The sequence below is a fragment of the Paenibacillus sp. DRB1-1 genome (genome assembly GCF_052119485.1).
Lineage (GTDB): Bacteria > Bacillota > Bacilli > Paenibacillales > Paenibacillaceae > Paenibacillus > Paenibacillus polymyxa_B.
Map to the genome: position 1 here is coordinate 239,751 of NZ_JBODQH010000002.1, position 22,160 is coordinate 261,910.

A 22,160-nucleotide genomic window follows, 5' to 3' on the forward strand; every position below is an offset into this window, starting at 1 on the left:
CCAGTGCCTCCAGCTCCTCAATCCCAATTCCTTGTAAGGTCACATCGCTTGGCGTCAGCTCCCTGCTCTCTTGACTGACACAGTGGGCAATCAAGGTGCTTAGGTGCTGCTTCAATCGCTCTCCCAGCTGCTCGATCGTCTCTGGTTCATACTGCTTCCGGCTATAACTGATCTCGAGTGTCAAACAGCCATCGGCAATCATCCCATTGATATCAAGTACATAGCTCCGTTCGTGACGCTGACTTTCACTCTCTCCACTTGAGTAGCTAGAGGAAGAAAGCCCGCTGTTCTCTAAGTCTCGATCAAACTGTCCGAGGTAGTTAAAGCTAACCTCTGGGCTTTCTTTCCACCATACGTCTTCCTGATCCCCCAGGTAGCGTAGCAACCCATAGCCCATTCCCTTATTGGGAATCTGGCGGAGTTCTTCTTTCACCTGTTTGATGCGTCGACCGAGGGTGTTCCCAGGAGCCATGGGTAAGACAACCGGAAACTGACTGGTAAACCAGCCTACGGTTCGGCTAATATCCACGTCCTCCAGTATCTGCTCACGGCCATGTCCTTCCAGATTGATTCGGATCGCTTCCATCCCGGTCCACTCATGTACCGTCATGCCCAGCGCAGTAAGTAAGAGATCATTGATCTCGGTCCGGTACGCCTGGTGGGTCTGCTTGAGCAGCTGTTCGGTTTCTGCCTCGCTCCATACTACACTCACCACTTCACTATCTTGCAGCAGATGCTCCGCGGCTTCCCGGTCTTTTGGCAGCCGTCCGGTTTCGCGTGACTCGACCTCTACCCAGTAAGCTTTCTCTTGGCTTAGAGCTTCGCTTTTCGCATAGGTCGAGAGCTGATCGGCCCACAGCTGAAAAGAGTCTGTCTTCTGGGGGAGTTCGATCTCTTTTCCAGCAACCGCTTGCTCGTAGGCACTGGCAAAGTCTTCGAGTAGAATGCGCCATGAGACTCCATCGACTACCAAGTGATGGATAGCAATAAGCAGGTGATCTCCATCAGCACACTGGAACCATCCGAGTCGAACGAGCGGGCCATTCTCTAGTGACATGCTGCTTTGAATCTGGGTAGCAGCAGTCTCAACAGCTGCAGAAGGATCGGCACACTCACGGAAATCATGATGCTCCAAGTGATACAGGGCACTGTCTTCGATCGTCTGGTTCCAAGCTTGGTATCCAGCTGCCTGTTCTGCTGGAAGGAAGACCATCCGCAAAGCATCATGGTGTTCGACTAGCTTATGCATAGTTTGACGTAAAAAATGTTCCTCAAAACGTTCAACGCGATAAAAGGTCAGCGCCTGGTTAAAGTGACGCACTTCTGATACTTTACGATCAAAAAACCAACGCTGAATCGGAGTTAACGTAACTTCACCTTGAATGGCTCCTTGTTCAGCTTGACGAGTCACCTTCTCCATATAAGGACTCAGCGCAGCTACGGTTGGATAAGCAAACAGATGTTTCATTTCCACTTTATAGCCCGCTTGGAAGAGACGGGAAGAAACCTGAATCGCTTTGATGGAGTCACCACCCAGCTCAAAGAAGTTATCTTCCATGCCCACTTGGTTGATACCCAGCACACTTTGCCAAACCTCCGCCAGTACGTGTTCAGCTTCTGTTCGAGGGGCCACATACATCGTGCCAGTCACTAGCTGCTCTTCCGGTGCCGGTAAGTTCTTCCGATCCACTTTCCCGTTTGCAGTCAGTGGCATCCGCTCCATCTGCACAAAGTAGGAAGGAATCATGTACTCTGGTAACTCACAAGCCAGTGCTTCACGTAGCTGACGAACCGTCAGCTGTTCTTTGGCTACATAGTAGGCACAAAGCTGCTTTAAGCCATCTTTCTCGCGTACGATGACCGTCGCTTCTTGTACAGCAGCTACTTTCAATATCCGCAGCTCGATTTCTCCAAGCTCAATGCGGTATCCGCGTATCTTCACCTGGTCATCCGTTCGACCCAGGTATTCAAGATTGCTATCCGGCAACCACCGAGCTAGGTCGCCAGCTTTATACATCTTTCTTCCCGGCTGGAACGGATGATCGACAAAGCGATCTGCTGTAAGTTCTGGACGATTCAAGTAGCCCCGTGCTACTCCATCTCCCGCAATATAGATCTGTCCAACGGCTCCCATCGGAACTAGCTTCAACCGATCGTCCAAAATATAGATTTCAGTGTTGGCCGCAGGTGTTCCAATCGGAACGGCCTCTCGTTCCTGTTCTGCAGGGTTATATTCATAGATCGCACAGCCCACCACTGTCTCTGTGGGTCCGTACTCATTGTAAATAGTTACTTTACCCTGGAACTGCTTCGTAATTTGCTGAGCCAGCTGACTGCTCAGACTTTCGCCACCTACAATCATTTTGCTAATAGCGCTCTGAGCTCCCAGGTTTAGCTCATTGACAATATGCAAGTGAGCAGGCGTCAGCTTGATCAAATCTACTCGACGATCTTTCATAATGTTTGGAATCAAGGCGGCTTTATCGGCTCCATCGTAAATCACCATCGTGTTGCCTGTTACTAGTGGCGTAAAGATCGAGGTGACAGTTAAATCAAACGAAATCGATGAATACAAAGCAAAGTTTGTCTTCTCACCTTGAACATACACATCACTAGCCCAGCAGATATAGTTAGTTAATCCTTGGTGTTCAATCAACACCCCTTTAGGGCGGCCTGTTGATCCAGAAGTATAGATCACATAGGCCAGATTGTGAGAATCACTGGTTTCTGTCAGGTTGTCTTTGTGCTCCTGATACGAAGTCTCTTCTTGAAGGAGCAGAACATGACCCTGGTAAGCTTCAGAAAGTAAGCTGGCATCCTCGGTTAAGACCCACTGTGCTCCTGAGTCATCCAGCATATACCGAATCCGTTCTGCTGGGTATTCAGGATCGATAGGGACATAGGCACCTCCTGCTTTGTGAACGGCCAAAATAGCAACCACTAACTCAATACTGTGACGTGCAATAATGCCGACTAACTGGTCGGGTTGCACCCCTTCAGCCTGTAAAGTATGAGCCAATTGATTTGCCCGTTCATTCAGTTCTTGATACGTCCATTGCTGAGCCCCAAACATGACAGCTGGGTGCGTTGGCGTCCGCTTCACTTGCTCCTCAAACAGCCGATACACAGGTGTGTCTTTCGGATAATCAGTTGCTGTATTATTCGAATTTAAAAGTTCAAAACACTGATTTTCCGTTATATTTTCTAAATTATGTACCTTAAATTCAGGATTGGATAAAACAACTGATAAAATATGTTCTAAATTCTCCAATAATTTCAGAAGGGTGATTTCATCATACAGATCATTATTAAAATGAAGATCAATCTTAATAGAATCATTCTCTAAACTAAAGTCGAAATGAAGATCATTAGCTATATGATTTTTGATTTTTAATATACTGGATGAGTGAATTTCTCTTAAAGAGATTAAAGTATTAATAATAGGAGAGTTGTCTGTAGTATACTCGATGTCCAGAGTGTGAGTCAGTTTTCTAAAAGGAATATTTTGATTATTTATCACTTCATTTAGTAATAGTTTATTTTGATTAAACAAGGATTTAAAATGAGTTTTTTCGTCTAAAGTGCTTTTCAGTAATATAACTTTTCCAGGCATATCATGATTCATAGAAGAAGCACCAAGAATTATGGTCTGATTATTTGTATACTGATACAATAAAATATCTACTCCAGTTAATAACACTAAAAATAAGGCTATGTCTGTTTGTTTAGTGATTTTCATAATGCGGTCTGACAATGTATTAGAAAATTTAGAACTAATAATTTGAACTGATTTATTATCAATTGATTGTTGTTTTCTAATTGTATAATACGGAATTTTGGTTATCTGATCACTCTTACTAAATACACTGTTCCAAAATAACTCTTGTTGTGTAAATTCCAAAGCTTTTCCCCTCCTGTAAATTGTTTTTGAAATAATAGCCCTGATTTGTATTGATTACAAATTTTAGAAGTGCAGTTAATTTTAATTAACTGCACTTCTGTTTAATTTAATTAATTCAGAACTCCAATTCCACTTCCATTATTGAGTTATTTTTTGATCCTCTTTTTGAAGTGAGTTCCATATTTTTCAAACTGTATCTCGATAAACTTGAAATATAAAAAAGTAATATTTTAAGGTCTTCAATTAACGTTGAAATAGTAGTGTGATCAAACAATTTTGTAGCAAACTCAAAGTTGCAGGTTAGCTGATTTTGTTCTGGTGTTACATATAGTGTTAGATCAAACTTCGCCTCCACTTTGTTTCGCTTGTAGGGTTGAAGAGTTAACCCTGGAATTTCCATAGTTGCCTCTTCGGTATTTTGCAAAACTAGCATGGTGTCAAATAGCATACTTCGGTTGCTCTGTCGTTTGGCCTGAACTTTTTGAATGAGTTCTTCAAACGGATATTCTTGGTGCTCGTACGCTTGCAGCAGTGTTGCTTTAACTTCTTGAAGGTATTCAGCAAATGTTTTATCTCCAGCTGGCTGGGTACGTAAAGCAAGCGTATTAACAAACATTCCTACGATTGGCTCAACTTCGGTTGCTGTTCTTCCCGCAATTGGTGTGCCAATAATCACATCTTCTTCTCCACTATATTTTGCTAGTAGTACACTATAAGCAGCCAATAGAATCATATACAGCGTTGTCCCTGTTTCATTGGCTACTATCTGCAGCTTCTCTGTCAGGTTTTCATCTACATGAAACTCTAAGATTTCACCTTCATAGCTTCGAGTGTTTGGCCGCTCATAATCTATAGGGAGTTCTCCTTGCGGTAGATCGCCGTCCAATAAGTTCAGCCAGTAGGCTTCATGCTTTTTCATAGCTTCACTGTGCAGCTGCTCGTTTTGCCAACATGCATAATCTTTATACTGCCGCTGTAACGGGATCAGTTCTTCTCCTCTATAAAGCTGAATAAATTCCTCAATAATGATGTTAATTGAGACGCCATCAGAAATGATATGATGCATGTCAAATAGTAAAATAGATCGCTCCAATCCCACATGAATAACGCCTACTCTTAGCAGCGGAGCTTCATGTAAAGCAAAACTACGTACAAACTGGTGGATTGCTTGTTCAGCTTCAACTTCAGACATTTGGTACTGCTCTACTTTAAAGTCGACCTGCTCATGTATTCGCTGAACGGGTTCACCTTCGATAATCTCAAAGCTTGTACGTAGAGATTCGTGACGTTGAATCAGCGCACAGAATGCTTGTTCCAGCTGAAATACATTAAGATTTCCTTCCATATAAAGAGCCCCTGGCATATTATAACTGAGCTCTCCACCTTTTGTTTGACTCAACACATACATTCGTTTCTGTGCAGAAGATAACGGATAGTACTCTTGCAATTTCACTGCAGGTATTGAAAATTCAGCTTGATGACGCTTCCTCATTTGCTCTGCTAACTGCTCAATCGTTGGATATTGGAAGATCTCTCGAATCGTAAGTTCAATATTAAATGCTTTACGAAGTTTAGATGCTAAAGTCGTTGCTCGAAGAGAATGACCTCCAATGTCAAAGAAATTATCCAAAACATTCACTTGATTGAGATGCAAGACGTCTTGCCAGATCTGAGCTATTTGCTGCTCAACTTCAGTCCGAGGAGCGACATATGCCGTATCCGTCACTAGGTGCTCTTCCGGTGCCGGCAAGTTCTTCCGATCCACTTTCCCGTTTGCAGTCAGTGGCATCCGCTCCAGCTGCACAAAGTAGGAAGGAATCATGTACTCTGGTAACTCACAAGCCAGTGCTTCACGTAGTTGACGAACCGTCAGCTGTTCTTTGGCTACATAGTAGGCACAAAGCTGCTTCAAGCCATCTTTCTCACGTACGATGACCGTCGCTTCTTGTACAACAGCTACTTTCAATATCCGCAGCTCGATTTCTCCAAGCTCAATGCGGTATCCGCGTATCTTCACCTGGTCATCCGTTCGACCCAGGTATTCAAGATTGCTATCCGGCAACCACCGAGCTAGGTCGCCAGCTTTATACATCTTTCTTCCCGGCTGGAACGGATGATCGACAAAGCGATCTGCTGTAAGTTCTGGACGATTCAAGTAGCCCCGTGCTACTCCATCTCCCGCAATATAGATCTGTCCAACGGCTCCCATCGGAACTAGCTTCAACCGATCGTCCAAAATATAGATTTCAGTGTTGGCCGCAGGTGTTCCAATCGGAACGGCCTCTCGTTCCTGTTCTGCAGGGTTATATTCATAGATCGCACAGCCCACCACTGTCTCTGTGGGTCCGTACTCATTGTAAATAGTTACTTTACCCTGGAACTGCTTCGTAATTTGCTGAGCCAGCTGACTGCTCAGACTTTCGCCACCTACAATCATTTTGCTAATAGCGCTCTGAGCTCCCAGGTTTAGCTCATTGACAATATGCAAGTGAGCAGGCGTCAGCTTGATCAAATCTACTCGACGATCTTTCATAATGTTTGGAATCAAGGCGGCTTTATCGGCTCCATCGTAAATCACCATCGTGTTGCCTGTTACTAGTGGCGTAAAGATCGAGGTGACAGTTAAATCAAACGAAATCGATGAATACAAAGCAAAGTTTGTCTTCTCACCTTGAACATACACATCACTAGCCCAGCAGATATAGTTAGTTAATCCTTGGTGTTCAATCAACACCCCTTTAGGGCGGCCTGTTGATCCAGAAGTATAGATCACATAGGCCAGATTGTGAGAATCACTGGTTTCTGCCAGGTTGTCTTTTTGCTCCTGATACGAAGTCTCTTCTTGAAGGAGCAGAACATGACCCTGGTAAGCTTCAGAAAGTAAGCTGGCATCCTCGGTTAAGACCCACTGTGCTCCTGAGTCATCCAGCATATACCGAATCCGTTCTGCTGGGTACTCAGGATCGATAGGGACATAGGCACCTCCTGCTTTGTGAACGGCCAAAATAGCAACCACTAACTCAATACTGTGACGTGCAATAATGCCGACTAACTGGTCGGGTTGCACTCCTTGAGCCTGTAGAGTATGAGCCAATTGATTCGCCCGTTCATTCAGTTCTTGATACGTCCATTGCTGAGCCCCGAACATGACAGCTGGGTGCGTTGGCGTCCGCTTCACTTGCTCCTCAAACAGCCGATACACAGGTGTGTCTTTCGGATAATCAGTTGATTGCCCTTTAGAGACAGACTGTATGAACTGCTTTTCCATTTCGCTTAACAGCTCTATATCTTGAATTAATAGGTTTGAATTAGAAGTTACTTGATTGATCACATGCACAAAGTTAGTCCATATTTTTTCCAAAATAATGTGATTATAAACATTAGAATTGTACTCAAAATAGAATGTAACTTCTTCATCTATTTCTGGAACCACAATAACGTTTAGATCATAATTAGTTTGCTCAGTAACACTTACATTCTTAAGACTAAGTGCCTTATTTATATCGCCTGCTTCATTCTCCATTTGCTGATTTAATGGATAGTTTTCAAAAATCATGATATGCGTGATTAAATCTTGCTTTTGCGTAGTATTAGCTTGAATTTCATACAATGGAAATGTAGAGAAATCATTAGAATTAATCGAACTTTTCTGATTTTTTGCAAGCAGATTTATAAATAGGCTGTCTGCGTTTCCATTCACACGTACAGGGATTAAATTAATAAATAATCCAATCATACTTTCAATGCCATGTATATGTGATGGTCTACCTGAAACGACACCGCCGAATACTACATCATCATTATTACTATAACGTTGTAATAATATTCCCCATACAGTTTGAAAAAATGTATTGACGGTTACATGGTGTTGTTTCGCAAAATCCCTGATGAGCTGGCTCAGCTCTGCTCCCAAAGTATATGACAGTTTTTCAGAAATTCTTGGTTTGTGAGTATCACTTTTTCTTTGAGAAGTAGGCAAAACAGTTTGACCTTCATATCCGTGTAAATACTCTTCCCAATAAGCTCTTGCCATCTGTTTATCTTGGTTTTCTAACCAGTTGATATATTCTTTATATGGCGTCACTTCTTGGAAGGTCAGTGTTTTTCCTTGCTGAATGGCATCATATCGTTCGAAGACCTCCTGGGTTACCAGTGGTAGACACCAACCGTCCATTAGGATGTGATGGAAACTCCAAACCACGGAGAACTGCTCCTCTTCTCGCTGGAATATCCCCATCCGCATAAGCATGTCTTCTTCTAGCTGAAAGCCCTGCTTCTGTTCTTGTTGAGAGTAGCCATTGATCCATCCCTGTTGCTCTTCGCTTCCTAAATGCCGGAGATCTTCAAAATGGATCTTCCACGGCCGTTGGCTAAAGACCACTTGTACCAGCTCATCTTTGGCTGTGCTTACAAAGCTAGTCCGGAAAATGGCATGCCGCTGTACCAGTTGATTGAGACTGCTTTGGAAGGCTTCCAGATGCAGCTCACCTTCCACCTCAAAGGTCGCCTGCTCAAAATAAGCTCCCGATTCTGGATCCAGCAAGCTATGAAACAGCATCCCTTTTTGCATCGGGGTCAGCGGATAAACCTCTTCAATCTCTCCCTGATCTGCGGTTTGCTCAACCAGTGCCTCCAGCTCCTCAATCCCAATTCCTTGTAAGGTCACATCGCTTGGCGTCAGCTCCCTGCTCTCTTGACTGACACAGTGAGCAATCAAGGTGCTTAGGTGCTGCTTCAATCGCTCTCCCAGCTGCTCGATCGTCTCTGGTTCATACTGCTTCCGGCTATAACTGATCCCGAGTGTCAAACAGCCATCGGCAATCATCCCATTGATATCAAGTACATAGCTCCGTTCGTGACGCTGACTTTCACTCTCTCCACTTGAGTAGCTAGAGGAAGAAAGCCCGCTGTTCTCTAAGTCTCGATCAAACTGTCCGAGGTAGTTAAAGCTAACCTCTGGGCTTTCTTTCCACCATACGTCTTCCTGATCCCCCAGGTAGCGTAGCAACCCATAGCCCATTCCCTTATTGGGAATCTGGCGGAGTTCTTCTTTCACCTGTTTGATGCGTCGACCGAGGGTGTTCCCAGGAGCCATGGGTAAGACAACCGGAAACTGACTGGTAAACCAGCCTACGGTTCGGCTAATATCCACGTCCTCCAGTATCTGCTCACGGCCATGTCCTTCCAGATTGATTCGGATCGCTTCCATCCCGGTCCACTCATGTACCGTCATGCCCAGCGCAGTAAGTAAGAGATCATTGATCTCGGTCCGGTACGCCTGGTGGGTCTGCTTGAGCAGCTGTTCGGTTTCTGCCTCGCTCCATACTACACTCACCACTTCACTATCTTGCAGCAGATGCTCCGCGGCTTCCCGGTCTTTTGGCAGCCGTCCGGTTTCGCGTGACTCGACCTCTACCCAGTAAGCTTTCTCTTGGCTTAGAGCTTCGCTTTTCGCATAGGTCGAGAGCTGATCGGCCCACAGCTGAAAAGAGTCTGTCTTCTGGGGGAGTTCGATCTCTTTTCCAGCAACCGCTTGCTCGTAGGCACTGGCAAAGTCTTCGAGTAGAATGCGCCATGAGACTCCATCGACTACCAAGTGATGGATAGCAATAAGCAGGTGGTCTCCATCAGCACACTGGAACCATCCGAGTCGAACGAGCGGGCCATTCTCTAGTGACATGCTGCTTTGAATCTGGGTAGCAGCAGTCTCAACAGCTGCAGAAGGATCGGCACACTCACGGAAATCATGATGCTCCAAGTGATACAGGGCACTGTCTTCGATCGTCTGGTTCCAAGCTTGGTATCCAGCTGCCTGTTCTGCTGGAAGGAAGACCATCCGCAAAGCATCATGGTGTTCGACTAGCTTATGCATAGTTTGACGTAAAAAATGTTCCTCAAAACGTTCAACGCGATAAAAGGTCAGCGCCTGGTTAAAGTGACGCACTTCTGATACTTTACGATCAAAAAACCAACGCTGAATCGGAGTTAACGTAACTTCACCTTGAATGGCTCCTTGTTCAGCTTGACGAGTCACCTTCTCCATATAAGGACTCAGCGCAGCTACGGTTGGATAAGCAAACAGATGTTTCATTTCCACTTTATAGCCCGCTTGGAAGAGACGGGAAGAAACCTGAATCGCTTTGATGGAGTCACCACCCAGCTCAAAGAAGTTATCTTCCATGCCCACTTGGTTGATACCCAGCACACTTTGCCAAACCTCCGCCAGTACGTGTTCAGCTTCTGTTCGAGGGGCCACATACATCGTGCCAGTCACTAGCTGCTCTTCCGGTGCTGGCAGGCTCTTCCGATCCACTTTCCCGTTTGCGGTTAGTGGCATCCGCTCCAGCTGCACAAAGTAGGAAGGAATCATGTAGGTCGGTAATTCTTTGGCCAAGGCTTCTCTAAGTTGGTGGACGGTCAACTGCTGGCTTGCTACAAAATAAGCACATAGCTGCTTTTGTCCTTCTGTGTCTTCATGAACCATGACAATCCCTTCCTGAACTGCTGGCACTTTCAAAAGCTGCAGCTCCACTTCGCCTAGCTCAATTCGGTATCCACGGATTTTCACTTGATGGTCTGCTCTTCCTAAATACTCCAAGTTTCCATCAGGTAACATGCGCGCTAAGTCCCCAGTCTTATATAACCGCTCTCCTTCAATAAAAGGGTGAGTGATGAATCGCTCTGCTGTAAGCTCTGGACGATGGAGATATCCACGTGCTAGTCCCTCCCCAGCGATATAAAGTTCTCCAGAAACCAAGGCTGGTTGAAGTTGAAGCTGATCGTTTAAGATATACGCCTGCAAGGTAGGAATAGGTTTCCCGATATTGCTACGCCCTTCCATCATTTCTACTTCTGTAATTTCCTTGTATGTCACATGGACGGTCGTTTCCGTAATTCCATACATGTTGATAAGCTGTGTCTTTGGATAGATGTCTTTCCATTCTTTTAACAGCAATGGACTAAGCGCTTCTCCACCAAAAATAATTTTTCTCAACTTCAGATTATGCTGCTTATCAAGTAATTCTTGCTGAATTACTTGATAAAAGTATGTTGGAGTTTGATTTAAAATAGTCACACCCTCGTGACGAAGCAATTGTAAGAACTGTTGTGGATTCTTAGCTGTTAACGAAGGAACAATAACTAACTTTCCTCCGTAAAGCAGGGCACCATACATCTCCCATACTGAAAAATCAAAGCAGAAGGAATGAAACAATGTCCATGTATCATGCTCATGGAAGTCAAACAAGTTTTCACTGTTAAAGAACAAGCGAACAATATTTTTGTGTTCAATCAGTGTTCCCTTTGGTTTACCTGTAGTCCCTGATGTATAAATGACATAAGCAAGATCAGCAGGTGAAGAGGCTAGATTCAAGTTTGTTACATCTTCTTGATAAACACCTGGAAGATCTAAATTAATGACTGTTCCAGTGAAAGACTCTGGGACTGTCATGGTTTGAGAGGCGAGCAATAAGTCTATGCCGGAGTCTTCCAAAATATAAGCAATACGTTCAGCTGGATATTCTGGATCAATAGGGACATAGGCGCCTCCGGCTTTCAAGATGGCGAGCATACCAACGACGGAATGTAAGGAACGATCTGCAAGGAGACCTATCAGCCGATCGGACGAAACATTCTGTTGCTGAAGCGTACGTGCCAACTGATTAGCTCGATGATTTAACTCCAGATAAGTTAGACTTTGATCTTCACAAACCACAGCAATGAGGTTGGGAGTACAGATCACTTGTTCCTCAAACAAGGCATGAATAGTTTTGCTTCTTGGATAGTCTGCTTGGTTTTCTTTTAAATATTTTGCAATCACGCGATTTTCTTCATAACTAATGAGTTGAAGATCGGCAACTGATATTTCAGGTTTTTTGATTATTTGTTGTAATAAATGATTAAAATGATTCTTCATATTTTTTATTACAAGTTCATTATAAACACTTGCATTGTAACGTAGTTGAATTTCAATATTATTTCCAGGAATTACAATAATATTGAAATCGTAATTCGTTTGTTCTCTGATTATAGGATTTTTAATCAATAATTTATCCGGTGATTTATCTTCAATGTATTGTAATGAATCACCCAAAGGATAATTTTCAAATATCATAATGTGAGACACCAGATTTGCTTTCTGATCAGTCCGAGCTTGAATCTCGTATAATGGGCTTATCTCAAAAGAATTAGCTTTTATAGCATTCTTCTGATTTTTTCTGATTAGATTAATGAAATTTTCATTTTCGCTAGATTTTATTCTAACTGGAATTGTATTAATAAATAATCCAATCATTCGTTCAATATTAGCAATTGAAGTAGGTCTCCCCGAAACCACACTACCAAATACTACATCTTCAGTATTGTTGTACTTTTGTAATAATACTCCCCAAATTACTTGAAGTACTACATTTAATGTAACGTTATTCTGTGAAGCAAGCTCTCTTAATTTCTGTGCTAAGTCTTCTCCCAAATGCCAACTTAATTCCTTAGATTTGTATTCCATGGAATTAATTTCTTCATTAAGAGTAGGCAATAAAGTTGTACCTTCATACCCTTCTAAATAAGCTCCCCAGTAATCAAACCCTAGTTCATTTTCTTGCTCCTGAACCCACTTGATATAATTTTTATAGGAAGGTCGCTGTGGTAAACTAACAGCAGCATCATTTTTTAAAATTCCATAGTACAGAGTGAATAACTCTTCAAACAGTAAAGGCAAACTCCATCCGTCTAACAAAATATGATGAAAACTCCAGATAATATAAAAATCTTTTTGGCTTTTTTGTATTACGTGCATCCTCATTAGTGAGTCAAAATCGAGCTGGAAACTCTGTTCTTTATCTTTCATTACATAAGAATGGATAAAGTTATCTTGTTCATTGAACAGAAGGTTTTCTAAATTTGTATATTCGATACTAACATTTTTATTACAGAAAACTACCTGTACTGGACATGATAATAATCTACTATAAAAATTAGTTCTAAAGATTTCATGCCGCTGTACCAGCTGATTGAGACTGCTTTGGAAGGCTTCCAAATTCAGCTCGCCTTCCACCTCAAAGGTCGCTTGCTCAAAATAAGCTCCCGATTCCGGATCCAGCAAGCTATGAAACAGCATCCCTTTTTGCATCGGGGTCAGCGGATAAACCTCTTCAATCTCTCCCTGATCTGCGGTTTGCTCAACCAGTGCCTCCAGCTCCTCAATCCCAATCCCTTGTAAGGTCACGTCGCTTGGCGTCAGCTCCCTGTTCTCTTGACTGACACAGTGGGCAATCAAGGTGCTTAGGTGCTGCTGGAATCGCTCTCCCAGCTGCTCGATCGTCTCTGGTTCATACTGCTTCCGGCTGTAATTTATAATTAATGAAAGTTTTCCATCATTAATGATGCTATTCATAATAAGCAGGTAAGGTGATCTCTGATCTTTGCTTATTTCTTCTCCTTTAGAATAGTAAGATATATTTAAATTGTTATTCTTCAAATCTTGATCAAACTGTCCTAGGTAGTTAAAGCTAACCTCTGGACTTTCTTTCCACCATACGTCTTCCTGATTCCCCAGGTAGCGTAGCAACCCATAGCCCATTCCCTTATTGGGAATCTGGCGGAGTTCTTCTTTCACCTGTTTGATGCGTCGACCGAGGGTGTTCCCAGGAGCCATGGGCAAGACAACCGGAAACTGACTGGTAAACCAGCCTACGGTTCGGCTAATATCCACGTCCTCCAGTATCTGCTCACGGCCATGTCCTTCCAGATTGATTCGGATCGCTTCCATCCCGGTCCACTCATGTACCGTCATGCCCAGCGCAGTAAGTAAGAGATCATTGATCTCGGTCCGGTACGCCTGGTGGGTCTGCTTGAGCAGCTGCTCGGTTTCTGCCTCGCTCCATACTACACTCACCACTTCACTATCTTGCAGCAGATGCTCCGCGGCTTCCCGGTCTTTTGGCAGCCGTCCGGTTTCGCGTGACTCGACCTCTACCCAGTAAGCTTTCTCTTGGCTTAGAGCTTCGCTTTTCGCATAGGTCGAGAGCTGATCGGCCCACAGCTGAAAAGAGTCTGTCTTCTGGGGGAGTTCGATCTCTTTTCCAGCAACCGCTTGCTCGTAGGCACTGGCAAAGTCTTCGAGTAGAATGCGCCATGAGACTCCATCGACTACCAAGTGATGGATAGCAATAAGCAGGTGATCTCCATCAGCACACTGGAACCATCCGAGTCGAACGAGCGGGCCATTCTCTAGTGACATGCTGCTTTGAATCTGGGTAGCAGCAGTCTCAACAGCTGCAGAAGGATCGGCACACTCACGGAAATCATGATGCTCCAAGTGATACAGGGCACTGTCTTCGATCGTCTGGTTCCAAGCTTGGTATCCAGCTGCCTGTTCTGCTGGAAGGAAGACCATCCGCAAAGCATCATGGTGTTCGACTAGCTTATGCCAAACACTATGAAGTGCTGACTCGCTAAATTCTTCCTTGTTATATAACATAAAGGACTGATTAAAGATGCTAGATTCAGTGGTTTGATGCTCAAAAAACCATTGTTGAATTGCTGTAATTTCCACTTTCCCTTGAATTTGACCTTGCTCTATATTCCTTACTGTTGACTTGATAAAATTGGCTAGCTCTCTTATTGTAGGAGACTCAAATAAACGCTTTATTTCTAACTGATATCCCTTGCGTAACAATCTAGAGGATACCTGGATAGATTTAATGGAGTCTCCTCCTAGCTCAAAGAAGTTATCATCAATTCCAATTTTCTGTATTCCCAGAACTTCGATCCAGACATTGTTTAGGATCATTTCTTCATTTGTTCTTGGGGCCATATATTTTTTATCATGTATAACGCTTTGTTTAGGTGAAGGAAGCGCTTTGCGATCTACCTTTCCGTTCGGTGTTAAAGGCATCATTTCCAACTGAACCCAGAATGCAGGTATCATGTAACTTGGTAAAGTGCGTGCCAACATTTGCTTTAGTGTCTTTGTTTCTAACTTATGATTGGCAACAAAATATGCACAAAGCTCTGTATCTTCATTGTCTTTGCAAGCTACTAAACAAACTTCTTCAATAGCATCAATATTGAGTAGCTGTGACTCAATTTCTCCAAGTTCAATTCTATATCCGCGAATTTTAACTTGATGATCAATTCTTCCTAAATATTCGATATTGCCATCAGGTAAATATCTTGCCAAATCCCCTGTTTTATAAATTCTTTTCCCTAATACTTGCTGATTTTCTTGGAATTTTTCTTTAGTTAAATCAGGGCGATTAAGGTAACCCCTTGCCAAACCATATCCTGCAATACATAACTCTCCCACTATACCCATAGGAAGTATGTGACTTTCTTCGTTCATAATATACACTTGATGATTCGGTAAAGCTGAGCCAATTACTAAAGGATTGGATACGTTACTATTCTCTGAAGCTATCCATGCAGTTGTACAAATCGCATCTTCTGTAGGTCCATATGCATTAATATATTGAACGCGATTCATCCATTTTTTCATTAAATCTTTTGTAGGAGAAGAACCTGCTGTTATCAACTTTTTCAAATGTGGTAAATGTTTAGGTTCTAAATAGTTGGCATAAGCTGGCGGGAAGGTCGCCATAGTAATTTTATTTATCTGCATGAATTCTGTCATCAAAGCTTGATCTAGAATAATCTCCTTCGTAGGAATATGAACAGAAGCACCAAAGAAAAAGGCACTAAATATCTCCCATATAGACGCATCAAATGACATACTTGCAAATTGCAAAATTCTATCACTTTCATTGATTAAAGTGTTACTTCCAAAGAATAATTTCAAGTTACAAATATTACGATGCTCTAGCATAACTCCTTTAGGGTTACCAGTAGTACCAGAAGTATAAATTATATATGCCAGATCAGTAGCATCAACAATACAGTCTATGTTTGATTTTTCTTGTAAACTAATATTGTTATCAGATAAAGAAATTAACTGATCTATGAAGTTTAATGAAGTAGAATCCTCGTTTGAAATTAATAATGTTTTGATCCCTGAATCATTAATAATATAGTTGATTCTATCCTCAGGATATTCTGGATCGATAGGCACATACACTGCTCCGATTTTTAGAATAGCCAATATACCAACTACCATGTTTATAGAACGTTCTGTCATGATACCAATTAGTTGTTGAGAAGAAACATTTTTTTGTTTGAGTAAACGAGCTAATTGATTAGATTTCTCATTTAACTCTTTATAAGTTATTTTTTCGTTATTAAATGTTATAGCTATATTATTTGGTGTTTTTGTTACTTGCTTTTCAAATAATCCATGCATTGTGTGTGAAGTAAAAGAATTATTCAAAGTTTTGTTGAAGTTTTCTTGAATAAAAATTAATTCCTCACTTGTTATTAATTGTATTTCATTTGTTAAAGAATAAGGATTTTCTATTATCTGGCTTAAAACGTGTAAAAAGTGAGACTTAATTCGACTAATCTGGTTGAGAACAAACTTATTTTGGTTGTAATGTAATTGTAGTTCTATCTCTTCTCCAGGCATAACAATAACATTAAAATCATAATTCGTTTCTTCTCTCATGTTTATATTAAGAATCTTAGTAATTGTTCCAGTATCTCTCTTCATTACTGGATAATTCTCAAAGATCATAATATGTGAGATCAGATCTTGCTTTTGATCTGTTTTTGCTTGGATTTCATACAATGGATACGTTGCATAGTCGTGCGATTGCAAAGCTTGCTCTTGTATCATTTTCATAACTTCATTAAAGCCAGTTCTCTTCTCATTTTTTACTCGTACAGGGATCGTATTTATAAATAATCCAATCATGCTTTCTACCGAAGGAATTTCTTCAGGTCGTCCCGCCACTACACTTCCGAACACAACGTCTTGGCTTCCATTATATTTTTGAAGCATAATTCCCCAGGCCGCTTGCATTACTGTATGTAAAGTAACTTGATGTTTTTTCGCCAGCTCTTTAAGCTGAGTACTCAGCTCTTTTCCTAGGCTGTATACCATTTTAGTGGTTTGAGATTGATTGGAGTGTTGCACTACCACGGTCTCTTCCGGAAGAATTGGTAAAACAGTTTGGCCTTCGTATCCATGTAAATACTCTTCCCAATAAGCACTTGCCATCTGCTTATCTTGGTTTTCTAACCAGTTGATATATTCTTTGTATGGCGTCACTTCTTGGAAGGTCAGTGTTTTTCCTTGCTGAATGGCATCATATCGTTCGAAGACCTCCTGGGTTACCAGTGGCAGACACCAACCGTCCATTAGGATGTGATGGAAACTCCAAACCACGGAGAACTGCTCCTCTTCTCGCTGGAATATCCCCATCCGCATAAGCATGTCTTCTTCTAGCTGAAAGCCCTGCTTCTGTTCTTGTTGAGAGTAGCCATTGATCCATCTCTGTTGCTCTTCGCTTCCTAAATGCCGGAGATCTTCAAAATGGATCTTCCACGGCCGTTGGCTAAAGACCACTTGTACCAGCTCATCTTTGGCTGTGCTTACAAAGCTAGTCCGGAAAATGGCATGCCGCTGTACCAGTTGATTGAGACTGCTTTGGAAGGCTTCCAGATGCAGCTCACCTTCCACCTCAAAGGTCGCCTGCTCAAAATAAGCTCCCGATTCCGGATCCAGCAAGCTATGAAACAGCATCCCTTTTTGCATCGGGGTCAGCGGATAAACCTCTTCAATCTCTCCCTGATCTGCGGTTTGCTCAACCAGTGCCTCCAGCTCCTCAATCCCAATCCCTTGTAAGGTCACATCGCTTGGCGTCAGCTCCCTGCTCTCTTGACTGACACAGTGAGCAATCAAGGTGCTTAGGTGCTGCTTCAATCGCTCTCCCAGCTGCTCGATCGTCTCTGGTTCATACTGCTTCCGGCTATAACTGATCTCGAGTGTCAAACAGCCATCGGCAATCATCCCATTGATATCAAGTACATAGCTCCGTTCGTGACGCTGACTTTCACTCTCTCCACTTGAGTAGCTAGAGGAAGAAAGCCCGCTGTTCTCTAAGTCTCGATCAAACTGTCCGAGGTAGTTAAAGCTAACCTCTGGGCTTTCTTTCCACCATACGTCTTCCTGATCCCCCAGGTAGCGTAGCAACCCATAGCCCATTCCCTTATTGGGAATCTGGCGGAGTTCTTCTTTCACCTGTTTGATGCGTCGACCGAGGGTGTTCCCAGGAGCCATGGGTAAGACAACCGGAAACTGACTGGTAAACCAGCCTACGGTTCGGCTAATATCCACGTCCTCCAGTATCTGCTCACGGCCATGTCCTTCCAGATTGATTCGGATCGCTTCCATCCCGGTCCACTCATGTACCGTCATGCCCAGCGCAGTAAGTAAGAGATCATTGATCTCGGTCCGGTACGCCTGGTGGGTCTGCTTGAGCAGCTGTTCGGTTTCTGCCTCGCTCCATACTACACTCACCACTTCACTATCTTGCAGCAGATGCTCCGCGGCTTCCCGGTCTTTTGGCAGCCGTCCGGTTTCGCGTGACTCGACCTCTACCCAGTAAGCTTTCTCTTGGCTTAGAGCTTCGCTTTTCGCATAGGTCGAGAGCTGATCGGCCCACAGCTGAAAAGAGTCTGTCTTCTGGGGGAGTTCGATCTCTTTTCCAGCAACCGCTTGCTCGTAGGCACTGGCAAAGTCTTCGAGTAGAATGCGCCATGAGACTCCATCGACTACCAAGTGATGGATAGCAATAAGCAGGTGATCTCCATCAGCACACTGGAACCATCCGAGTCGAACGAGCGGGCCATTCTCTAGTGACATGCTGCTTTGAATCTGGGTAGCAGCAGTCTCAACAGCTGCAGAAGGATCGGCACACTCACGGAAATCATGATGCTCCAAGTGATACAGGGCACTGTCTTCGATCGTCTGGTTCCAAGCTTGGTATCCAGCTGCCTGTTCTGCTGGAAGGAAGACCATCCGCAAAGCATCATGGTGTTCGACTAGCTTATGCATAGTTTGACGTAAAAAATGTTCCTCAAAACGTTCAACGCGATAAAAGGTCAGCGCCTGGTTAAAGTGACGCACTTCTGATACTTTACGATCAAAAAACCAACGCTGAATCGGAGTTAACGTAACTTCACCTTGAATGGCTCCTTGTTCAGCTTGACGAGTCACCTTCTCCATATAAGGACTCAGCGCAGCTACGGTTGGATAAGCAAACAGATGTTTCATTTCCACTTTATAGCCCGCTTGGAAGAGACGGGAAGAAACCTGAATCGCTTTGATGGAGTCACCACCCAGCTCAAAGAAGTTATCTTCCATGCCCACTTGGTTGATACCCAGCACACTTTGCCAAACCTCCGCCAGTACGTGTTCAGCTTCTGTTCGAGGAGCCACATACATCGTGCCGGTCACTAGCTGCTCTTCCGGTGCCGGTAAGTTCTTCCGATCTATTTTCCCGTTTGCAGTCAGTGGCATCCGCTCCAGCTGCACAAAGTAGGAAGGAATCATGTACTCTGGTAACTCACGAGCCAGTGCTTCACGTAGCTGACGAACCGTCAGCTGTTCTTTGGCTACATAGTAGGCACAAAGCTGCTTCAAGCCATCTTTCTCGCGTACGATGACCGTCGCTTCTTGTACAGCAGCTACTTTCAATATCCGCAGCTCGATTTCTCCAAGCTCAATGCGGTATCCGCGTATCTTCACCTGGTCATCCGTTCGACCCAGGTATTCAAGATTGCTATCCGGCAACCACCGAGCTAGGTCGCCAGCTTTATACATCTTTCTTCCCGGCTGGAACGGATGATCGACAAAGCGATCTGCTGTAAGTTCTGGACGATTCAAGTAGCCCCGTGCTACTCCATCTCCCGCAATATAGATCTGTCCAACGGCTCCCATCGGAACTAGCTTCAACCGATCGTCCAAAATATAGATTTCAGTGTTGGCCGCAGGTGTTCCAATCGGAACGGCCTCTCGTTCCTGTTCTGCAGGGTTATATTCATAGATCGCACAGCCCACCACTGTCTCTGTGGGTCCGTACTCATTGTAAATAGTTACTTTACCCTGGAACTGCTTCGTAATTTGCTGAGCCAGCTGACTGCTCAGACTTTCGCCACCTACAATCATTTTGCTAATAGCGCTCTGAGCTCCCAGGTTTAGCTCATTGACAATATGCAAGTGAGCAGGCGTCAGCTTGATCAAATCTACTCGACGATCTTTCATAATGTTTGGAATCAAGGCGGCTTTATCGGCTCCATCGTAAATCACCATCGTGTTGCCTGTTACTAGTGGCGTAAAGATCGAGGTGACAGTTAAATCAAACGAAATCGATGAATACAAAGCAAAGTTTGTCTTCTCACCTTGAACATACACATCACTAGCCCAGCAGATATAGTTAGTTAATCCTTGGTGTTCAATCAACACCCCTTTAGGGCGGCCTGTTGATCCAGAAGTATAGATCACATAGGCCAGATTGTGAGAATCACTGGTTTCTGCCAGGTTGTCTTTTTGCTCCTGATACGAAGTCTCTTCTTGAAGGAGCAGAACATGACCCTGGTAAGCTTCAGAAAGTAAGCTGGCATCCTCGGTTAAGACCCACTGTGCTCCTGAGTCATCCAGCATATACCGAATCCGTTCTGCTGGGTATTCAGGATCGATAGGGACATAGGCACCTCCTGCTTTGTGAACGGCCAAAATAGCAACCACTAACTCAATACTGTGACGTGCAATAATGCCGACTAACTGGTCGGGTTGGACCCCTTGAGCCTGTAGAGTATGAGCCAATTGATTCGCCCGTTCATTCAGTTCTTGATACGTCCATTGCTGAGCCCTAAACATGACAGCTGGGTGCGTTGGCGTTCGCTTCACTTGCTCCTCAAACAGCCGATATACAGGTGTGTCTTTCGGATAATCAGTTGCTGTATTATTGAAGTCCTCAAGCAACAGCTTTTTTTCTGGTTCTTCAATTAGTGATAAATCTTCAATTGTCATATAAGGATAGGTTATAGCGTATTGACTAATTTTTAACAGACTTTTAATAAGAGCCTCAATCTCTTTTTCATTAAACAAATTAACACGATAATCGATATGTAATTCCAATGCCTCTTCGTCTATCATTTCTACTATTCTTAACAAAATATCATTTATTTCGTGACCACAGAAGTCATGTTCTGCTTTAACCACCTGTCCATCCATTTTCATCCATTTTAATGGACGATATTCTAAAGCTATACCAAATAATCTGCCGATGTCATTGGCATCATGTAGTACTCTGAAATCTTGTACAAGACGATTATATGGATATTTTTGATGCCGTAATATTTTCATTTGTTCTTTTGAAATATTATGGAATATTTCTATAAAACACTGATCTTTCTTTATTTCATTTCTGAATGCAACCGTACTAACGAACATTCCTAAAGTTTCTTTCTCTTCTTTTGAAATACGGTTTGCATAATTTGTACCAATAACAATATCACTCTCATTAGTAATCTTGTTCAAATAGAGGTACAAGACACCTAAGAAAAATGTAAAGACACTAATTCTTTGTTGAGTACAAAACTTTTGGATATCTTTGTATTGTTTATTATAAACTAAAATTTTTTTTCTTGATGCTATAGTACTTGTTATTTTTGGATTATGTGTCTTGATTTCCATAAAACTAGGAAACTCTTTGAATTTATCAATCCAATATGCTTTATCTTTTTCAAAACGCAAAGATTTTAAATATTCTTCTTCATCAGCGATATAATCAATATAAGAATGTTGTTTTGTATAGTTTGAAGTATTTTTACTAATTAAGTCATTATACTGTTTAGTGATTTCATTGATAGTTATTCCCAAAGAAATACCATCCGCTATTGCATGATGAATTTTTAAATTATATCCATATTCCTCATTATTTTTAAATAGTATGATTTGGGTTAAATTGGTGTCATACATATTTATAGGTATTTTGTTATTTTTTTCCAACCATTCATCATATATTATATTATTTGAATTATCATCATCAAAATCGATGAACTGAATTTTTTTATATTTGTAAGGCGCTACGTATTGTTTTATAACCCCATCTACTTCAGTTATTCTGATATGAAAAGCATCATTTGCTTGAAGCACATTTTGAATGGCTATTTCTAATATTTTTAGATCAACATGCTTAGATAACTTAATTGTCCCAGATATCGTTGATGCTGCAGTATTTGGATATTGAAGTTCAGTATAAACGACCCTTTGCTGTGCCTGAGTTAAATGATACATCTGAAGACCGTTTTTATTCATAACGCATCCATCCTTTTTCATTATGAAGTAATTAAACTGGATATC

Annotated in this window: 1 protein-coding gene and 1 pseudogene; both read right to left on the reverse strand. The window is 42.6% G+C overall.

Annotated elements, in window-relative coordinates; translation table 11 throughout:
* Positions 1-13: 13 nt before the first annotated feature.
* A pseudogene (locus tag ACQW03_RS25570) lies at positions 14-3,901 on the reverse strand (amino acid adenylation domain-containing protein); the annotation flags it as partial.
* Between the two features lie 115 nt (positions 3,902-4,016).
* Entirely contained in the window at positions 4,017-22,136 is an 18,120-nt protein-coding gene (locus tag ACQW03_RS25575; RefSeq protein ID WP_441952677.1) for a non-ribosomal peptide synthase/polyketide synthase, read from the reverse strand.
* Between the last annotated feature and the right edge of the window lie 24 nt (positions 22,137-22,160).

Coding starts and splice junctions, on each gene's coding strand:
- ACQW03_RS25575 (WP_441952677.1), bottom strand. CDS start 22,136: ATGAAAAAGGATGGATGCGTTATGAATAAAAACGGTCTTCAGATGTAT.